This is a genomic window from Compostibacter hankyongensis (assembly GCF_039541075.1).
Classification (GTDB): Bacteria; Bacteroidota; Bacteroidia; order Chitinophagales; family Chitinophagaceae; genus Compostibacter; species Compostibacter hankyongensis.
The window spans coordinates 508,380-525,078 of the sequence record NZ_BAABFN010000002.1; the positions used below are offsets into that span (position 1 = coordinate 508,380).

A 16,699-nucleotide genomic window follows, 5' to 3' on the forward strand; every position below is an offset into this window, starting at 1 on the left:
CCTTTTATACATTCGTATAGGAAGCCCAGAAGCTGAATTCTTCAATTCCTATTATTACCTTTAAGGGATATAGCTGTTCGAAACATTCTCTGGTTGCTGCCGTTCCCGTCAGGACAGGCCCTGGGCAGGAAACCCGGAAAACAAAAACTGCCTAAACCAATTCCATGAAAAAGATTATTCTGCTTACGCTCGTTATTTTATCAGCAGCCATCATCCGTTTGACGGCACAGGATGTCCGTCCTTTTCAGAAAGGCGACCGCATCGTCTTTGAAGGCAACAGCATTACGCATGGCGGTCATTATCATTCCTACGTCTGGCTGTACTATATGACACATTTCCCGGACCGCCGCATTGAAATATTCAATTGCGGGATCGGCGGAGACGTAGCCGGAGGGATGTACAAAAGGCTGGATTCCGATGTTTTTTCAAAACATCCGACCGTCATTGTCCTGACCTTCGGCATGAACGATGCCGGGTACTACGAGTACCTGCAACCGGATGCCAAAGCCCAGGCAGATAAAAAAGTACAGCAATCGTACGACGATTACCAGAAGATCGAAAAACGGCTGCTCGCTTATACGCCGGCGCAGAAGATAATGCTGACCTCTCCCCCCTTTGATGAAACGGCAAAGGTCAAAAGCCCTGTCTTCCCCGGAAAGAATGCGGCGATGCTCCGGATCGCCGATTTCCAGGAAGCTTCCGCCAAAAAACACGGCTGGGGATTTATTGATCTCAGCCGGCCGATGACCGCCATCAACGAAAGGGAACAGCAACGCGACAGCACATTTACCCTGCAGGGCCAGGGACGTATCCATCCCGACAACGACGGACACCTGGTCATGGCTTATCTCATATTAAAGAAGCAAGGCCTGGCCGGGAAAGATGTGGCCAATGTGCATATTGACGCCGGCAACGGAAAGATAAGCCGGTCGGATAACTGTAGGATATCCAACCTGAGCGCGACTCCTGCAGGGATACGATTTGATTACCTGGCGAACTCCCTGCCCTTCCCCATCGATACGCTTGTGCGGGGCTGGGGCGAGATAAAAGCGCAATCGGATGCCCTGCCCTACATCCCCTTCATGAAAGAATTCGATAACGAAAGGCTGGCCGTCGCCGGACTAAAAAGCGGCAGCTATGTACTGAAGATGGACGGGGAAAAGATAGGCACCTGGTCCGCCGAAGAGCTGGCGGGGGGCATCAACCTGGCCGAGCAGCGGAATACGCCGGAATACCGGCAGGCGCTGGCCATTATGACGCTGAATGAGACCCGCTGGGAGATTGAAAAGAAGTTCCGGGATTATTACTGGATGGAATATTCCTTCCTGCAGGACAAAGGCCTGCTGTTCCACGATGATGTGGCCGCGCTGGATACGATCAGGGAAGCGGCCCGGGAAAATATTTTTGTACGCGGAAACATGCAGGCCTATATCGAAGGACATTTTAAAAGCGTTCGCGAAGCCTGGAAAGGAGAAATGAAATTGCTGACCGATAAGATCTATGCCATCAACAAGCCCGTCAGTCACCGCGTCGAGATCACTCCCGCCCGGAGACCTCCTTTTCCATAAACTCGCGCGGGGTTACCCCGAATTGCTGGTAAAAACATCTGGAAAAATAGGAAGGAGAATTAAAGCCCGTCCTGTAGCCGATCTCGGAAATGCTGTATTCATGCTGCAGCAGAAGCTTTGCCGCCTGTTTCAGCCGGATGATCCGAATAAATTCGTTCGGCACATGCCCGCTGATGGCCTTTAATTTTTTATGCAGGCTGGACCGGCTCATGGCCATCGCGCGGCTCAGCTCCTCCACAGACAGCTGCTGATCATCGAGGCGCTGCTCGATGATATCCGTGATCCTTTTCAAAAATTGCTGATCGCCCGAGTTCGTGGTCAGGCTGGAAGCGTCCGCAAAAGGCTGCCGGGAGAACTTCTGCTTTAGTCTTTGCCGCGACTCCAGCAGGTTTTTGATCACGGCGGCAAGATGCTTCCATTTGAAAGGCTTGGTCAGGTAAGCATCCGCCCCCTCCTCTATGCCGGCTATCTCCGTTTCCGGGTTTGCCTTGGCCGTGAGCAGCACCAGGGGAATATGGCTGAAATGGACATCCTGCTTTACTTTCCTGCAAAACTCCATCCCATCCATTTCCGGCATCATTACGTCCGAGATGATCAGATCTACGGTATGCCGGCCCAGCAGCTCCAGCGCCGCCGACCCGTTGAGCGCTTTGCGGACATTGTACCCGTCGCCCTGCAGGCTTTCGTACATAAAATCCACGAGCGCCGGATCGTCTTCGACGATCAAAATAGCGGGGGCATCCTTATGAACGGCTTCCCGGATATCTCCTGACGGCTCCCCGTCGTCTTTTTCGCTGCCGGCGCCTTCGCATCCCAGCGGTATCAGCACGGTAAAGACCGTTTTTACCTTCGCTTCGCTTTTTACCAGCAATGCTCCCCCGTGTTTTTCCGTCAAAGCCTTAGCCAGGGCCAGACCGATTCCGTTCCCGCCCAGGTTGCTGTATTCATGGCTTCCGGAGGAAACCTGGTAAAATTTTTCAAAAATATGCTCTACCTCTTCTTTGGGTATCCCGATACCATCGTCTTCCACACTGATGGAAAAGCAGGCAGAACCTTCCGTGTTCGCCGCCGGTTCGTTGATACTCAGCTCCACCTTGGAGCGGGTGAACTTAAAGGCGTTGAAAAGGAGATTGCTTAGGATCTTGGTCAGCGCTTCGGGATCGGCCTGCACCTCCAGCCTGGGAATATGGGTGCTGACCGAGAACCGGATCCCTTTCTGGTAGGAAATGGAAGAAAACCTCGAGAATAAAGATTGTACAAATGAAACCAGCTCTATCTTTTCAGGGTGTATTTCATACAGGTCGCTCTCCATTTTCCTGAAATCAAGCAGCTGGTTGGTAAGACTCAGCAACCGGTTGGAATTTTCTTCCATTACTTTCAGCTGCTTGTGGGCGGCGGGCTGCCAGTGCGCTGAGCCAAGGAGCCTTTCCAGCGGTGCAATGATGAGGGAAAGCGGCGTACGGATCTCGTGAGCCATGGAGGTAAAGAAATCGATCTTTTGTTTATAAAACTCCCGCTCTCTTTTCGTCTGCTGCCGTTCCAGCCGGATCTCATTTTTCCGCCTGATCCTTTTCATCTCGGTTTTCCTGATCCACATCACGATAGTTACTAACAGCAGGGCATATATTATATACGCGAGGGTGGTTTTATAAAAAGGCGGAAGGATGGTAACGGCTATCTGCGCCGGCCGGCTGCTCCAGCTGCCGTTGTTACCCGTCGCTTTTACCTTGAAAGTATAGCTGCCTGCCGGTAAATTGGTATAGGTGGCTTTTCGCTGGTCTCCCACATAGTTCCAGCTTTTGTCGTAGCCCTCCATCTTGTAGGCATACTGTGTTTTGTGAGGCGCCGTATAATTCAAAGCGGCATACTCGAAGCTGAACATGGATTGCCGGTGGGAAAGCGTCAGGGCTTCCGTATAGGTAATATTCCTGTGCAGCGGACTTTTTCCGGCATCCACCGCGACATCGTTATTAAACAGCTGAAAGTTGGTAAAGATGACCCGGGGGGCGTTGCCGGAGCTGCGGAGACTGTCGGGATAAAAAGCATTGAATCCGTGCACGCCGCCGAAGTAAAACTTCCCGTTGGAGGCCGCCATATACGATTTGTAGTTGAACTCCTTTCCCTGCAGATGGTCCCATTGGGTATAATGGCGGCTTTTCCGGCGTACCGGGTCCAGATCAAATATGCCGTTATTGGTAGAAAGCCAGAGGTGTCCTTTTTTATCTTTTAAGATACCATAAATGATATCGGCATTGACTATCTTTTTATCGTCGAACACCGTTATCTTTTCGCGCCGGGTATCCAGGAGGTTCAACCCTCCTCCGTCTGTGCCCAGCCACAGGCTATCGCCGCCGCCGGCCATGCAGATGATCTTATTTGAGCTGAGCGAATGGGGGCCTTCGTTCCGGGTAAAGCGATACCATTCTCCCGTACGTTTGTTCTTTCCGATCAATCCGTGGTTATACGTGGCAAACCAGAGGGTATGCCGGCTGTCTTCATATATATCATAGATCCAGCTTTTATCCAGGAGCATTTCATGCACCCTGTAAAACGAGTCCTTTTCCGGAGCATAGGTATACAATCCGCCCACGGTCCCTGCCCAGATGGTCCGATCGGTATCTTCATACAACGAATAGATCATGTTGCTGTAGCTGGAGACCCGGGAACCCTGACCGAATTTATAGACCTTTACCCTTTGGGTATGCGGATCATATACATTTATGCCGCCGGTGAAGGTACCGATCCAGAGCTTCCCGGCATGGTCCCTGATCAGCGTATGTATATTATGATAAGACAGATCGTCCTGTCCTGCCCTGAACGGAAAATGCTGAAAGGTTTTTGTACGGGTATCGAAGTAATTCAGCCCGTTGTCTTCCGTAGCGATCCATATATGGCTGGAATCATCCTGCAGCATGGCGCTCACCGCCTTGCCGGAAAGCGCGCCGGGCGCGCCGGTGGGATAGTAAAGCTCAAAACCGGGATTGCCCTCATGAAAATAATCCACACCGCCGAAATAAGTGCCGACCCAAACTCCGCCCGATCTATCCTTAAAGATAGTATAGACGGCGTTATCGCTGAGGCTGTGGGGGTCATTTGAACGGTAAGCGTAATTGACAAAGGTATCTTCCTCCAGATCCAGGACGTCCAGTCCTTTTTCCGTCCCGATATAGAGCTTACCGGGCGCCGGCTGGTAAATGGAGTGAACGATGTTATCGCTGATGGAATTATTTCCGCTGTGTGTATAATGTATAAAGGTGCCGGAACTTTTATCCCAGCGGTTCAGCCCTCCTTTCTCTGTCCCTACCCAGATATTCCCCTCAAGGTCCTTGTACAGGTCGGTCACAAAGTTGCTGGAAATATCTCCCGGCCTTCCGCCCGCCGTATAGTGGCGGAAGATGCCGGTTTGCGGATCAAGCACATCTATGCCGTTCCACGAGGTACCCATCCAGATATTGCCCTCACCATCCAGCAGCAGCTTGCGTACAAAATTGATGGAAAGGGAATGGACATTCCCCTCTTCATGTATAAAATGTCTGAGCTTTCCGCTTTCCGGATCATAGCGGAACACGCCACCCGCAGTGGCTATCCATATAGCGCCGGACCGGTCCCGGAGCATGTCAAAAACCGATCTTTCCCCTGTTTTGTCAAAAAAATGAAATGTCTCGTGGGCAAGATCCAGGATATAAACTCCCTTTTCCGTTCCGATCAGACAGCTGTCCTCATTATAATTGGTGATGATCCTGACCCAGTTATTTCCCAGCGAAATGGAATCATCTTTATCGAAACGGTAAGATTTGAACCGGTACCCGTCGAACCGGTTGAGCCCGTCCTTGGTCCCGAACCACATATATCCCTGTTCGTCCTGCGAGATGGCCCAGACCGTATTGGAACAAAGCCCGTCGTTGACCGTGTAATTTCTAAAAAGTATCTGCTGCGCAGGGGAAAGCCGGCTGCAAAGGAGGATGCCCGTCAGTACCGTCAGCCATTTCACCTTTGGCAACGCCTTCCTGAGGCCGGCGCCGGCCGGCTGTCCGTTGTCTTTGCCGTATTGCATAGGGGACCGCTAATGACGGCTAATTTACACAAAGCGGCGACATAAAGCATAGTTAACGACAAAATTGACAGTATCGGCGACAAAAGTATCCTTGTTCTTTGCTCCAAAACAATATTTTGTGTCTGCAATCCACGGGGTTATGAAAATTATATTCACGCTGTACAAAATAAAACAGGCAATATGAGAAAAACGGTACTTTTCTTATCCCTTCTCTGCACGGTCGCCTTTACAGGCTACAGACCGGCACATGAGCCCGATGCCCCGCCCTCAAGACCCAATGTGGTATTCATCGTAGTGGACGATATGAACATGTTTCCGGTCCTGCACAATTACCCGGGGCTGAAAACGCCCAATATGGACAAGCTGGCTTCCGAATCATACAACTTTCTGCATGCATCCTGCGCGGTACCCCTCTGCGCGCCTTCCCGGGCGGCATTTTTCAGCGGCATAGCGCCATATAAAACCGGAGTGTACCGGAATTTCAGCGATATCTACGATTCGTCGGTGCTGTCACACGCCGAGCTGCTGCCGGAATGTTTCCAAAGAAACGGGTACCTGACCTGGGGCGGCGGGAAGACATTTCACATGAAAGTAAACGACGACCGGGAAAATAAGATGTTCGGGAATGCGCCGGTTAAGCATGGCGGCTACGGTCCCTATGCAGAAAAGGCATATTGGTACGGCAAGACGGGCTGGGCTTCGGTTAAGCCATGGACAGGTCCGGATACGGACTTCCCCGACGTAAGGAATGCCGACAATGCCATCGCCTTCTTACAGGAAAAACACGACAAGCCCTTCTTTCTGTATTACGGACTTTTCCGCCCCCACACGCCCTATACCGCCCCGAAGCGGTTTTATGACCTTTATAAAGATGAAGATATCCCGCTGCCTTCCGGATACAAGCCCGGCGATCTGAACGATGTGCCGCCCATGGGCAGGGCATTGGTGGATTCCATGAAGCAATATTTCAAAAAGGGAATGAGCAAAGCGCAGGTCTGGAAGGCCCTGCTCAACGGATACCGCGCCAATATCTCCTTTGCCGACTGGAACGTGGGCCGGGTGCTGGATGCGCTGGATAAAAGCGGATACGCGGAAAACACCATCGTGGTCTTCTGCGCCGATAACGGCTTTCATTGCGGAACAAAAGACCACTGGACCAAAAAAACTTTGTGGGACGAGGCGGACAGGGTCCCCTTTATGATCCGGCTCCCGGATAAAACAGGCGCGGTTTGTTATCAGACCGTCGGGCTGATCGACATCTTCCCGACCCTGACGGACTATTGCCGTCTGAAGCCGCCTGCCCATACCCTGGACGGGAAAAGCCTTACGCCCATATTGAATGATCCGAAGATAAGCTGGGAACGGGCAGGGTTCACCACCTGGGGCGTGCAATATTCTTCCGTCCTGAAGGGACCGTACCGCTATATCCGTTACCCCGACGGCGCCCAGGAGCTCTATGATCACCGGCAGGATCCCTATGAATGGAACAATTTAGCCGCTGATCCGAAGATGAAAACGGTCATCGGACAGCTTGCCGGAAATATTCCGGAACATTTTGAAGCGTCGATTCCCCCGGCGCACGCAAAAAAGCCGCATAAAAAACGTAAACCATGATCCCATATGTATAGACCCATCCTTATCCTGCTGCTGTTCTGCCTTCCGGCACAGGCTTTCTGCCAGGCGCAGCAGACAAAAAAGCCCAACATCATTATCATACTGGCCGACGACATGGGCTGGGGCGATGTGGGCTTTCACGGAAGCGAGATACGGACGCCGAACATTGACCGCCTGGCGCAAGAAGGGGTTGTCCTGGACCAGTTTTATACCGCGCCGATCTGCTCGCCGACACGGGCCGGTATTATGACCGGGCGGTATCCCAACCGCTTTGGGCTGCGGCAGAACGTGATCCCGCCCTGGAGTAAGTTCGGCGTAGATACCTCGGAAGTATTTCTTCCGCAGATGCTGGCGGATGCCGGTTATAAAAACCGCGCTGCCATCGGCAAATGGCACCTGGGTGCGGCTTATAAAAAGTATCTGCCCCTGCACCGGGGCTTTACCCATTTTTACGGCCTGTACAACGGCGCCTTTGATTATTTCACCCATCAGCGCGAAGGAGAGCTGGATTGGCACAATGATTCCGCCGTCTCCCGCGACAAAGGCTACTCTACCGACCTGATCACCGACGAAGCGGTGAAATGTATAAGGACATACGCGGCGCAGTCGCCTTTCTTCTTATATGTGGCCTATAATGCGCCGCATGGACCCTTGCAGGCCAAAAAAGAAGACCTGCTGCGCTACGGCTTTGATGAAAGCAAGCCGTTGTTTCCCCATAAAGGAGCGGAAGGGATGACCGGCCGGGGCAACACCCCGCGGCAAACCTACGCCGCCATGGTAACCTGTATGGACCGGGGCATCGGGAAGATCCTGCAGACCCTGCAGCAGCTGGACATAGACAAAAATACCATCGTGCTTTTCTTCAGCGACAACGGCGCCGCCCGGAACGGCGGCGGCTCGCATGGCGATCTGCGGGGATGGAAATTTCAGGAATGGTCGGGCGGGGTCCGCGCCCCGGCAGTCATCCGCTGGCCGGAAGGACTGAAAGAGCCGGGTATGGTAAGGCAGGTAATGGGTTATGTGGATATCGCTCCTACCCTGCTGGCGGTCGCCGGTGTAAAATCCCATTCCGGGAAACCCTTTGACGGTATCAATATGCTGCCGGTGCTGGAAGGTAAAAAGGACCGCATCGACCGATATTTTTATTTGGGTCACGGGGCCATCATCGGCAGCCCCTGGAAGCTCGTAAAGGCGCATGCCGGCAATCCGCAGATGAAAGAAGGAGAAGATGCCCTGTTCAACATACTGAATGATCCGTCCGAAAAAAAGAATGTCAGGACCGCCCACCCGGAAATATACGAACGATTAAAAGCGGCGGTAAAGCCGTATGATGATATACAACCTACTCATCGTGTGCCGCCATACGGAGAAGGAAGAAAAGGCTTTGCAGCGCCCAAAGACTGGCTGATCGAAGAATAGCAGCGACAAATTTTATACTGTTTTATACAAATGTAACAGCTATCGGAAGCCCGGGGAAGTAATATTATGTGTCGTCTTTTCTCCATCTAAAAGACTTTTGTATGAAAAATAACACTACCTACACATGCTTCCGGCGATATACCGGGCTGACGGTCCTTCTCCTGTCGGGACTTTTCTTTCAGCCGGCTTATGCACAAAGGGTGATCCGCGGATCGGTAACGGTCAAAGGAGCGCCCGTGGCCGGCGTAAGCGTCATGGTAAAAGGATCTCAGAAAAAAACCATCACCAATGAAAACGGGCGGTATGCCATCAATGCCATGCGGAACGACGTGCTTGTCTTCCGGTATATCGGGTATAAGGTCCGGCAGATCCCGGTAGGCGAGCAGGCTGTGATCAACGTAGCGCTGGAAGAGAATGTAAGATCATTGCAGGATCTGGTAGTGGTCGGCTATGGCACCGTGGCCAAAAGCGATCTCACCGGCGCTATCAGCAGCGTAAAGCTGCAGCAGGTAAACGAGAACCGGGTGATATCCGTTCCCGAAGCCCTGCAGGGTAAGATAGCGGGCGTCCAGATACTGAACAATACGGGAGCGCCCGGCTCGGGGATGACCTTCAACATCCGCGGAGAAACCTCGATTACGGGCAGCAGCCAGCCGCTGATCGTTATCGACGGGCAGCCCATCGAAACAAGCGCCGGCGCCACCATGGCGGGCTCCAATTACGACGGCGGCTATGATCAGCCTCCCGTAGACCCGCTGGCCAGCCTTGATCCTTCAGACATCGCCTCTATTGAGGTATTAAAAGACGCCTCGGCAACCGCCATATACGGGTCACGGGGCGCCAACGGGGTGGTGCTGATCACTACCAAATCGGGCCAGAACGGCAAAAACGGTAAAGACCGGATATCCTATACCACCCGCTTTGATATCAGCATGCTGCCCAAAAAGCAAAAGGTATTGAGCCCGCTTGATTTTATGAAATTCCAGAATGAAGCGGCGTTAAATGACGGAAATGATTCCGCATGGACGCAACATCAGATCGACTCCATATCGGTATTACCGGGCACCAACTGGCAGGACCTTATATACCATACAGCTGTTTCCCAGGATCATCAGCTGACCCTCTCCGGCCGGGACGCAAAAAGCAACTATTATGTTACCGGGAGCTTTTCGGACCAGAACAGCGTCATCAACCACGCTTACTATAAAAAAGGAGGCCTGCGGGTGAATTATGAGCGTCATGTCTCCGACAGGCTTAAGTTCACTACCCGGAACTATTTCTCGCTGGCCGGCTTGTCACACGGACAGCAATCCAACTGGACCGGCATACTCGGTTCTTCCGTGGTCATGGGCGCGCTGGCCGTAAGTCCTTTGAAAAATGCTTATGAGCCCGGCGGAGATCCGGATGAAACGCTGGTGAACAATCCGGTGCTGGTGATGACCCGCGTAAAGGACCGGTCAAAAGTACGGACGCTCATCTCCAGCGCCACCCTGGATTACAGGATCGCCAAAGGGCTGAGCTACCAGCTGAAGGGCGGAGTGAACGACCTCTATACCTCCCGGCAGGTCTATTATCCTACCGGCACTTTTGTCGGCAACCAGGCGCCGAACGGCTCCGCTACACAGGCCGATAACCATAACTATAATTATATGGTGGATAACCTGCTGACCTATAAACGGGTCTTTCAGAAAACCCACTCGCTGAATGCCGTGCTCGGCTTTTCCTATCAGCACTGGTATCACGAAGGCAGCAGCGTGACCAACCGCAGCTTTCCCTCCGATGCGCTGACGTATTACGACCTGGCGACCGCCACTTTCCCCGGCGCCACGCATAATTATTATCAGGAGCGTGCGCTGGAATCCATCATCGGCCGGGTGAATTATGCCTATAAAAGCAAATACCTGCTGACATTAACCGGGCGTTACGACGGGGACAGCAGGCTGGCGGTGGGCCAGAAATGGGGTTTCTTCCCTTCGGTAGGCATAGGATGGAACGTCTCCGGCGAAGATTTCTTCAAGGACAACATCAGCTTCATTTCCCTGCTGAAGCTGCGGGGCAGCTACGGCGTCGCCGGTAACTCGAGCATCGGTGTAGGCGCTACCCAGGCCAAATACGGCGTGGATTATGTGGTCATGGGTGAAAACATCGTGCCCGGCTATGTTACCGGCTCATTCGAGAACCCCGACCTGACCTGGGAAAAAACAAGTCAATATAATGCCGGTATAGACCTCGGCTTTATAAATGACCGGCTCACCCTTACCGTGGACGCCTATTCAAAAAAGACCACCGGACTGCTGATCAACCTTTCGCTACCCGGATCCGCGGGCTATGGAAGCTATGCTACCAATGTCGGCGAGGTAAACAACAAAGGAGTTGACGTGGAAGCCAACTTCAACGTGCTCTCCGGAAAAGTGCGCTGGGATATCGGGGCCAACTTTTCCGCCTTCAAAAACGAGGTGGACAATATGGGGCCCCTCAGTGTTATTTATGGCCGCAACTATATTCCCGCAGGACAGATCCTGTTTGCCCAGCCCCTGAATGTGGCCATGCCCGGCTATCCTATTTCCGCCTTTCTCGGGTATAAGACCGCCGGCATCTACCAGACCCAGGAGGAGGTGGATAAAGGACCGGAAGCCTCCACAGCCAAACCCGGCGACATCAAATGGGTAGACACCAACGGCGACGGCAGCATCACGGATGAGGACAGAACCCTTATCGGCCATCCCCAGCCTGATTTTACCTATGGATTCAATACCAACCTGTCGTATAAAAGATTTACCCTCAGCCTGTCCATCCTGGGCAGTCAGGGCAATGAGCTGCTCAACCTGAACAAATGGCTCCTGTCTGTCAACGATACGCATGGCAACTACAATGCCCTGCAGGATGCTTATGACCATGCCTGGCGCGGCCCGGGCACAAGCGATCTCTATCCCAAGCTCAACACAAGAAGCACAAGACTTCACCAGCGCATGCCGGACTGGATGGTGGAAGACGCTTCCTTTGTCAGGCTGCAAAGCGTAACGATCGGATATACGCTGCATGCCCTGCAGCACCTCGGCGTGGAAAGTCTGAGGCTGTTTGCTTCCGGAACCAACCTGTACACCCTGACGGATTATTCGGGATACGACCCGAATATCAACGCCTTCGGTAATGCTTCCATCAGCAGGGGGCTCGACTTCGGCACGCTGCCGCAGCCCAGGACCTTTTCCTTCGGCCTGGAACTGACATTCTGAACCTGTTAAATCCCAAACGATGAAGACATCCAAATATATCGTGATCGCTTTATTGACGGGCATCCTGACCGTCGGGCAGTCCTGCTCGCTGAAAGAAGAGCTCAAGGACGTGCCCACCCCCGCCTCCATCAAGACGGAGCAGGACCTTACCGCAGTGGAAGAAGGGATCTATGCCCGGCTGAACAACCGGAACGGGTTCAAGTTCCTGGGCATGCTCATCCTGTTTTTGAATGCGGATGATATCTATTCCACCTCGGGTTCCGAATTCGGTCCTTATGCGGACCGTTCCTATACCGGCAACAACACTGCGGAGTTTTTCAACATGATGTATTATGTGATCTCCGATGCCAATTCCCTCATTGCGTTGCTGGACCGGTCCGGGCTGGACCCAACCGTAAAAAGCCGGGGCTACGGCGAAGCCTATTTTCTGCGTGCATTTGCCTATTATTATCTGGTAAGGCTATTCGGAGGGGTGCCGCTGAGGACGGGGGCAACCAGTATCAGCAGCGATTTTTACCTGCCCCGCAGCAGCGCGGATTCGGTATACCGGCAGATATTTACCGATTTTAAAAATGCCTCGGCGCTGTTGCCGCCGGCCGCCGGCATACCCGGGGGCGAGCTGGGGCGCGCTTCCAAGGGGGCGGCCCAGGCCCTGCTGGCAGAGGCCTGCCTGACCTATGGCGATCATCTGTCGTTACAGGGCAAAGACGGCACCGCCTATTTTCAAAACGCGGCATTATATGCCGACTCCGTGTTGAACAGTGGGCAATATCACCTGCTGCCCGACTTCGCGGATGTATTTGATGTAAAGCAGGAAGCCGCCGCTTACAAAGAGGTGATCTTTGGCGTCCGTTTTCAGACCGATCCTACCCAAAGCGGGCAGCCGGCCGCCGGCTCTGAATTTGCCCTGCGCTGCAATGCGCCCAACCAATGGAATACCAGCGGCAACAATCCCAACGGACAGGGCGACGGATCCTTCCGCGCCATGCCCTGGTTTGCCGACTATTACCGCACGGGCGATTATGGCGATACCGATATTGTCACCGGCGAAGCGACCTTTGATTACCGCAATCAGGTATCCCTGTCGATGGGCGGATATAAAAACGGCCAGTTTTGCGTGACCTATCCCAATATTCCGGCTCCGGACGAGAGCACCATCGCCTTGGCCCTTTGCGGAAAATATGTCGATCCCAACGGAAAAGACGGACGAAACAACGGCAATGATTTTTATATCATCCGCTTGTCCGAAGTATATCTGATCAAGGCGGAAGCTGAAAACGAGTTGCATGGCCCCACGCAGGAAGCCCTCGACGCTTTTAATGCGGTGCGGGCGCGTATCCGGAAGGCCGACGGCACAAGTCGCGCCCTGCCGGCCGATATCACTCTGGACGAGGGATTGACAAAAGAGCAGTTCAGGATGAAAATATTTGATGAGCGGGGTATAGAGCTGTTCGGAGAAGGGCAGCGGTGGTTCGATCTGGTGCGTATGCGCAGCCCCGTAAGCGCTACCCAGACCATGTATGAATACCAGTTCCTGCACGTGCTGCCGGCGTATACCACCGAATTGCCCAAATATAAGGCGGCTACCCATTCATGGAGCACGCATTTTGCCGTATTCAAGCCGGCGCTCAACGTTTCCGTACCTAAATTTTTATTATTTCCCATACCTACCAATGAATTGCAAAAAAATCCCGATTTTGGAGAGCAAAACCCGGGATGGTAAAAAATATAAGGAACGACGTTTAAAAAGGTAAAAACCAACGGATGAAAACAACTGGGCTGAAATGGATGGTTTGGGCAATACTGATCGCTGCATTAACGGATAGCTGTACCTCCGCCCAGCCGGTGAAGCATGTGGTGCTGATCAGCCTCGACGGCTCACGTCCAGATTTTTATATGGATACTTCCTGGCATGCTCCCCATCTGCAACGGCTGAAGAACGAGGGCGTATATGCCGCCGAAGGTATACAGAGCGTCTTCCCGTCGGTGACCTATCCCTCGCATACTACGCTGGTTACCGGGGCTTATCCTGCGCATCATGGCATCTATTATAACGCCCCCTTCGGAGGGAAGCCGGGACATTGGTACTGGAATGAAAGCGCCATACAATGCAAGACACTCTGGGATGCGGTAAAAGAGGCGCACCTCAGCTCGGGTGCAGTGATGTGGCCGGTAACGGTCGGCGCTCCCATAGATTATAATTTCCCGGTACGCCGTCCGGAAGAAGGCGAAACGGCAGACGTGCTGTCCGTTAAATATCCGTACATCACACCCCGGGACCTGTTGTCGGAAATAACGCAGAAAACCGGCCGGGAATTTACCCCGGCGGATCTCGGTACAAAGGACTTTGCGCAAAGCAAAACCATAGCCCTCATCGCCAATTATATCATACAGACCTACAAGCCCAACCTGATGGCCATCCATTTTGTCGGAATAGACCATGCCGAACATGCCCATGGAACAGACGGGCCCGAAGTCAGGGAGATGGTGCACGTGACCGACAGCCTGGTAGGGACGGTATTGCAGGCTATAAAAGCGGCGGGCATCGAAAAAAATACAGCGGTCATTATTACCGGAGATCATGGACATGCCGATACCCGGGCCACCTTTGCCCCCAATGTTTATCTGGCCGGGCACGGATGGACCGTCGGGAAACGCTGGAAAGCCAAGTTCCATGCCGCCGGTGGCGCCGCATTTTTATATCTTAGCAACAAAAATGACAAAGCCATGCTGGATTCCGTGGTCGCTGTGCTGAAAAACACGGCGGAATACCGGAACGGGGACTTCAGGATGCTGGACCGTACCGTTCTGGATAAAATGGGGGTCAATCCGGAAGTGGCCCTGGGCCTGGCGATGAAAGAAGGCATAACCGCCAACAACCGCTCAGACGGGAAGGCCATGGCAACCGTAGCCAAAAAGGGCAGCACCCACGGCTATGATCCGGCGTATCCCTCCATGCATACCACTTTTATTGCCACAGGCGCCGGAATAGGAAAGCACAAGAACATCAGCGGAATGGGTATAAAGGATATAGCGCCTGTAGTTGCCACACTGTTAGGGCTGGATTTCGATGTGCCCGACGGGAAACTCATACCGGGGATCCTGAAAGCGCAATAAATAAAAAGGCCAGAAAGCCGGAATTATAATCCGTTTATAAAATAATTATGGACCCGAAAAATATTACCCGGAAAGAAGCTATCCAACGTATGGGACTATTGGGCCTGAGCCCTATGCTCCCCAAATTTGTAAAATCATTTCCGCCGCAGAAAAAGCCCAATATCATCATGGTCCTGTGCGATCAGTACCGGGCGGATGCCTGCAAGCGGGAAGGCTTCGGATTGGATACCACTCCTTTCCTGGACAGTCTGGCCCGGTCCGGGACATGGTTCAACAAATCCTATTGCGCTTTTCCCGCCTGTGTCCCCAGCAGAACGGCCATGCTGACCGGCCGCTTCCCCAGCGCCACCCGTGTCAAGTCCAATTTCAACATCCAGGATGCCGCTTATTCCGAAGATATGATCGATGCGGTAAAGGCAAAAGGGTATAAAACGGGTATAGTGGGCAAAACAGGACATTCCTATCTGCGGTATCATCCCGAAAGGTTTGATTATTTCAAAACCTATACCCACCTCGGAGAGCCGGACACAGACGATCCGCAGGAAAAGAAATTTAACGCTTACCTGCGCAGCACACATTTCTATGCCGACTTCAAGCCGGCCCCTTTTCCGCCCGAAATGGAGCAGTCTTCCCGCATCGTTTCCGACGGCATACAATGGATAGATTCCATCAGGGCACAGGATGATCCTTTCTTTTTATACCTCTCCATCCCGGAGCCGCATAACCCCTATCAGATCACCGAGCCTTACTATTCCCTTTTCCCTCCGGAGAAGCTGCCCCCGCTGCCGGCAGGCGTGGAGTCACTCCGGAAGAAAGGCAAAAAATTCACCATGCAGCGCCGGCTGGAAGAAATGGGATACCCTGGATTTGATCAGCATATTGCCAGGATACGAAGCAATTATTACGGTATGATGCGGCTGATCGACGATCAGATGAAACGGCTGATGGATTTCCTAAAACAGCGCAACTTATATGAAAATACCATTCTGCTGTTTGTAGCGGATCACGGCGATTATACCGGAGAATACGGGCTGATCAAAAAAGGAGCGGGCGTTCCGGATTGCCTCACCCGCATCCCCATGCTGTGGCACGGTCCGCAGATCGTAAAGAACAGGCTGCCGCATGATGCGCATGTGTCCAATGTCGACATTATGCCCACCATTTGCGATATCGTGGGCTACCCCCTCCCCGACGGCGTCATCGGAAGAAGCCTGTGGCCCTTGCTTACCGGGCAGGAATACCCCAAAGCGGAATTTGCCAGCATTGTGGTGCAACAGGGCTTCGGCGGACGGGATTATACCAGCATCAGCCAGCTGGACCCTTATGCCGAAGGCGCGCTGGCAAAGGGTAAGCATGAATTTGACGAGCTGAACAGCTATTCGCAAAGCGGCGTATTGCGCATGCTGAGGAAAGATGAGTGGAAGCTGGTGTATAACATGCAGGGCAACGGAAGGATGTATCACCTCACAGAAGATCCTGCCGAGATAAATGATCTGTATCATGACGAAAGATACCGGGATAAAAAAACAGAGCTGCTGCAGGATATGATGGCCTGGGAGCTGCGGACGCAGGACCCGCTTCCCTTGCCGCGGCAACGGTATATTTACAGAGGGGATAAGCGTAATTACTGGACCCCCTACAACGATCCGGACGTGCTGTAAAAGCCCATGTCGTTATCTGAAAAAGGAAATGTT

At 52.9% G+C, this 16,699-nt stretch carries 8 protein-coding genes; 7 read left to right on the forward strand and 1 reads right to left on the reverse strand.

The annotated features are described in order from the left end of the window. Positions 1-164 precede the first annotated feature (164 nt). Positions 165-1,568 carry an SGNH/GDSL hydrolase family protein gene (locus tag ABD851_RS06960; protein ID WP_344977555.1) on the forward strand — a complete coding sequence of 468 codons (1,404 nt, stop codon included), beginning with the start codon at positions 165-167 and terminating at the stop codon, positions 1,566-1,568. Here the strand turns inward: ABD851_RS06960 and ABD851_RS06965 are convergent. Further along, positions 1,537-5,622, reverse strand: coding sequence for a hybrid sensor histidine kinase/response regulator transcription factor (locus tag ABD851_RS06965; RefSeq protein ID WP_344977558.1), 4,086 nt, complete (start codon positions 5,620-5,622; stop codon positions 1,537-1,539). The two genes, ABD851_RS06960 and ABD851_RS06965, sit on opposite strands and share 32 nt — an antisense overlap. A 180-nt stretch (positions 5,623-5,802) precedes the next feature. On the opposite strand from ABD851_RS06965, the gene ABD851_RS06970 reads away from it, so the two are divergent. From ABD851_RS06970 to ABD851_RS06995, 6 genes are all read left to right on the forward strand, one after another. Continuing rightward, positions 5,803-7,236, forward strand: a complete 1,434-nt coding sequence (locus ABD851_RS06970) for a sulfatase (RefSeq protein ID WP_344977561.1) — start codon at positions 5,803-5,805, stop codon at positions 7,234-7,236. A gap of 6 nt (positions 7,237-7,242) precedes the next feature. Beyond that, a complete protein-coding gene (locus ABD851_RS06975; protein WP_344977564.1) occupies positions 7,243-8,655 on the forward strand; it encodes an arylsulfatase B in 1,413 nt (470 codons plus the stop codon). A 101-nt stretch (positions 8,656-8,756) separates the two neighbouring features. Next, positions 8,757-11,888, forward strand: a complete 3,132-nt coding sequence (locus ABD851_RS06980; RefSeq protein WP_344977567.1) for a SusC/RagA family TonB-linked outer membrane protein — start codon at positions 8,757-8,759, stop codon at positions 11,886-11,888. A gap of 19 nt (positions 11,889-11,907) precedes the next feature. Beyond that, positions 11,908-13,611, forward strand: coding sequence for a RagB/SusD family nutrient uptake outer membrane protein (locus tag ABD851_RS06985; protein WP_344977570.1), 1,704 nt, complete (start codon positions 11,908-11,910; stop codon positions 13,609-13,611). 41 nt (positions 13,612-13,652) lie between these two features. Then, positions 13,653-15,005: an alkaline phosphatase family protein gene (locus ABD851_RS06990; protein WP_344977573.1), complete on the forward strand. Its 1,353-nt coding sequence runs from the start codon at positions 13,653-13,655 to the stop codon at positions 15,003-15,005. A 47-nt stretch (positions 15,006-15,052) separates the two neighbouring features. Continuing rightward, a complete protein-coding gene (locus ABD851_RS06995) occupies positions 15,053-16,666 on the forward strand; it encodes a sulfatase family protein (RefSeq protein ID WP_344977577.1) in 1,614 nt (537 codons plus the stop codon). The last annotated feature ends 33 nt before the right edge of the window (positions 16,667-16,699 follow it).

What these genes read in the sequence shown, in the direction of transcription:
- ABD851_RS06960 (WP_344977555.1), top strand. Translation starts at nt 165, where the DNA reads ATGAAAAAGATTATTCTGCTTACGCTCGTTATTTTATCAGCAGCCATC.
- ABD851_RS06965 (WP_344977558.1), bottom strand. Translation starts at nt 5,622, where the DNA reads ATGCAATACGGCAAAGACAACGGACAGCCGGCCGGCGCCGGCCTCAGG.
- ABD851_RS06970 (WP_344977561.1), top strand. Translation starts at nt 5,803, where the DNA reads ATGAGAAAAACGGTACTTTTCTTATCCCTTCTCTGCACGGTCGCCTTT.
- ABD851_RS06975 (WP_344977564.1), top strand. Translation starts at nt 7,243, where the DNA reads ATGTATAGACCCATCCTTATCCTGCTGCTGTTCTGCCTTCCGGCACAG.
- ABD851_RS06980 (WP_344977567.1), top strand. Translation starts at nt 8,757, where the DNA reads ATGAAAAATAACACTACCTACACATGCTTCCGGCGATATACCGGGCTG.
- ABD851_RS06985 (WP_344977570.1), top strand. Translation starts at nt 11,908, where the DNA reads ATGAAGACATCCAAATATATCGTGATCGCTTTATTGACGGGCATCCTG.
- ABD851_RS06990 (WP_344977573.1), top strand. Translation starts at nt 13,653, where the DNA reads ATGAAAACAACTGGGCTGAAATGGATGGTTTGGGCAATACTGATCGCT.
- ABD851_RS06995 (WP_344977577.1), top strand. Translation starts at nt 15,053, where the DNA reads ATGGACCCGAAAAATATTACCCGGAAAGAAGCTATCCAACGTATGGGA.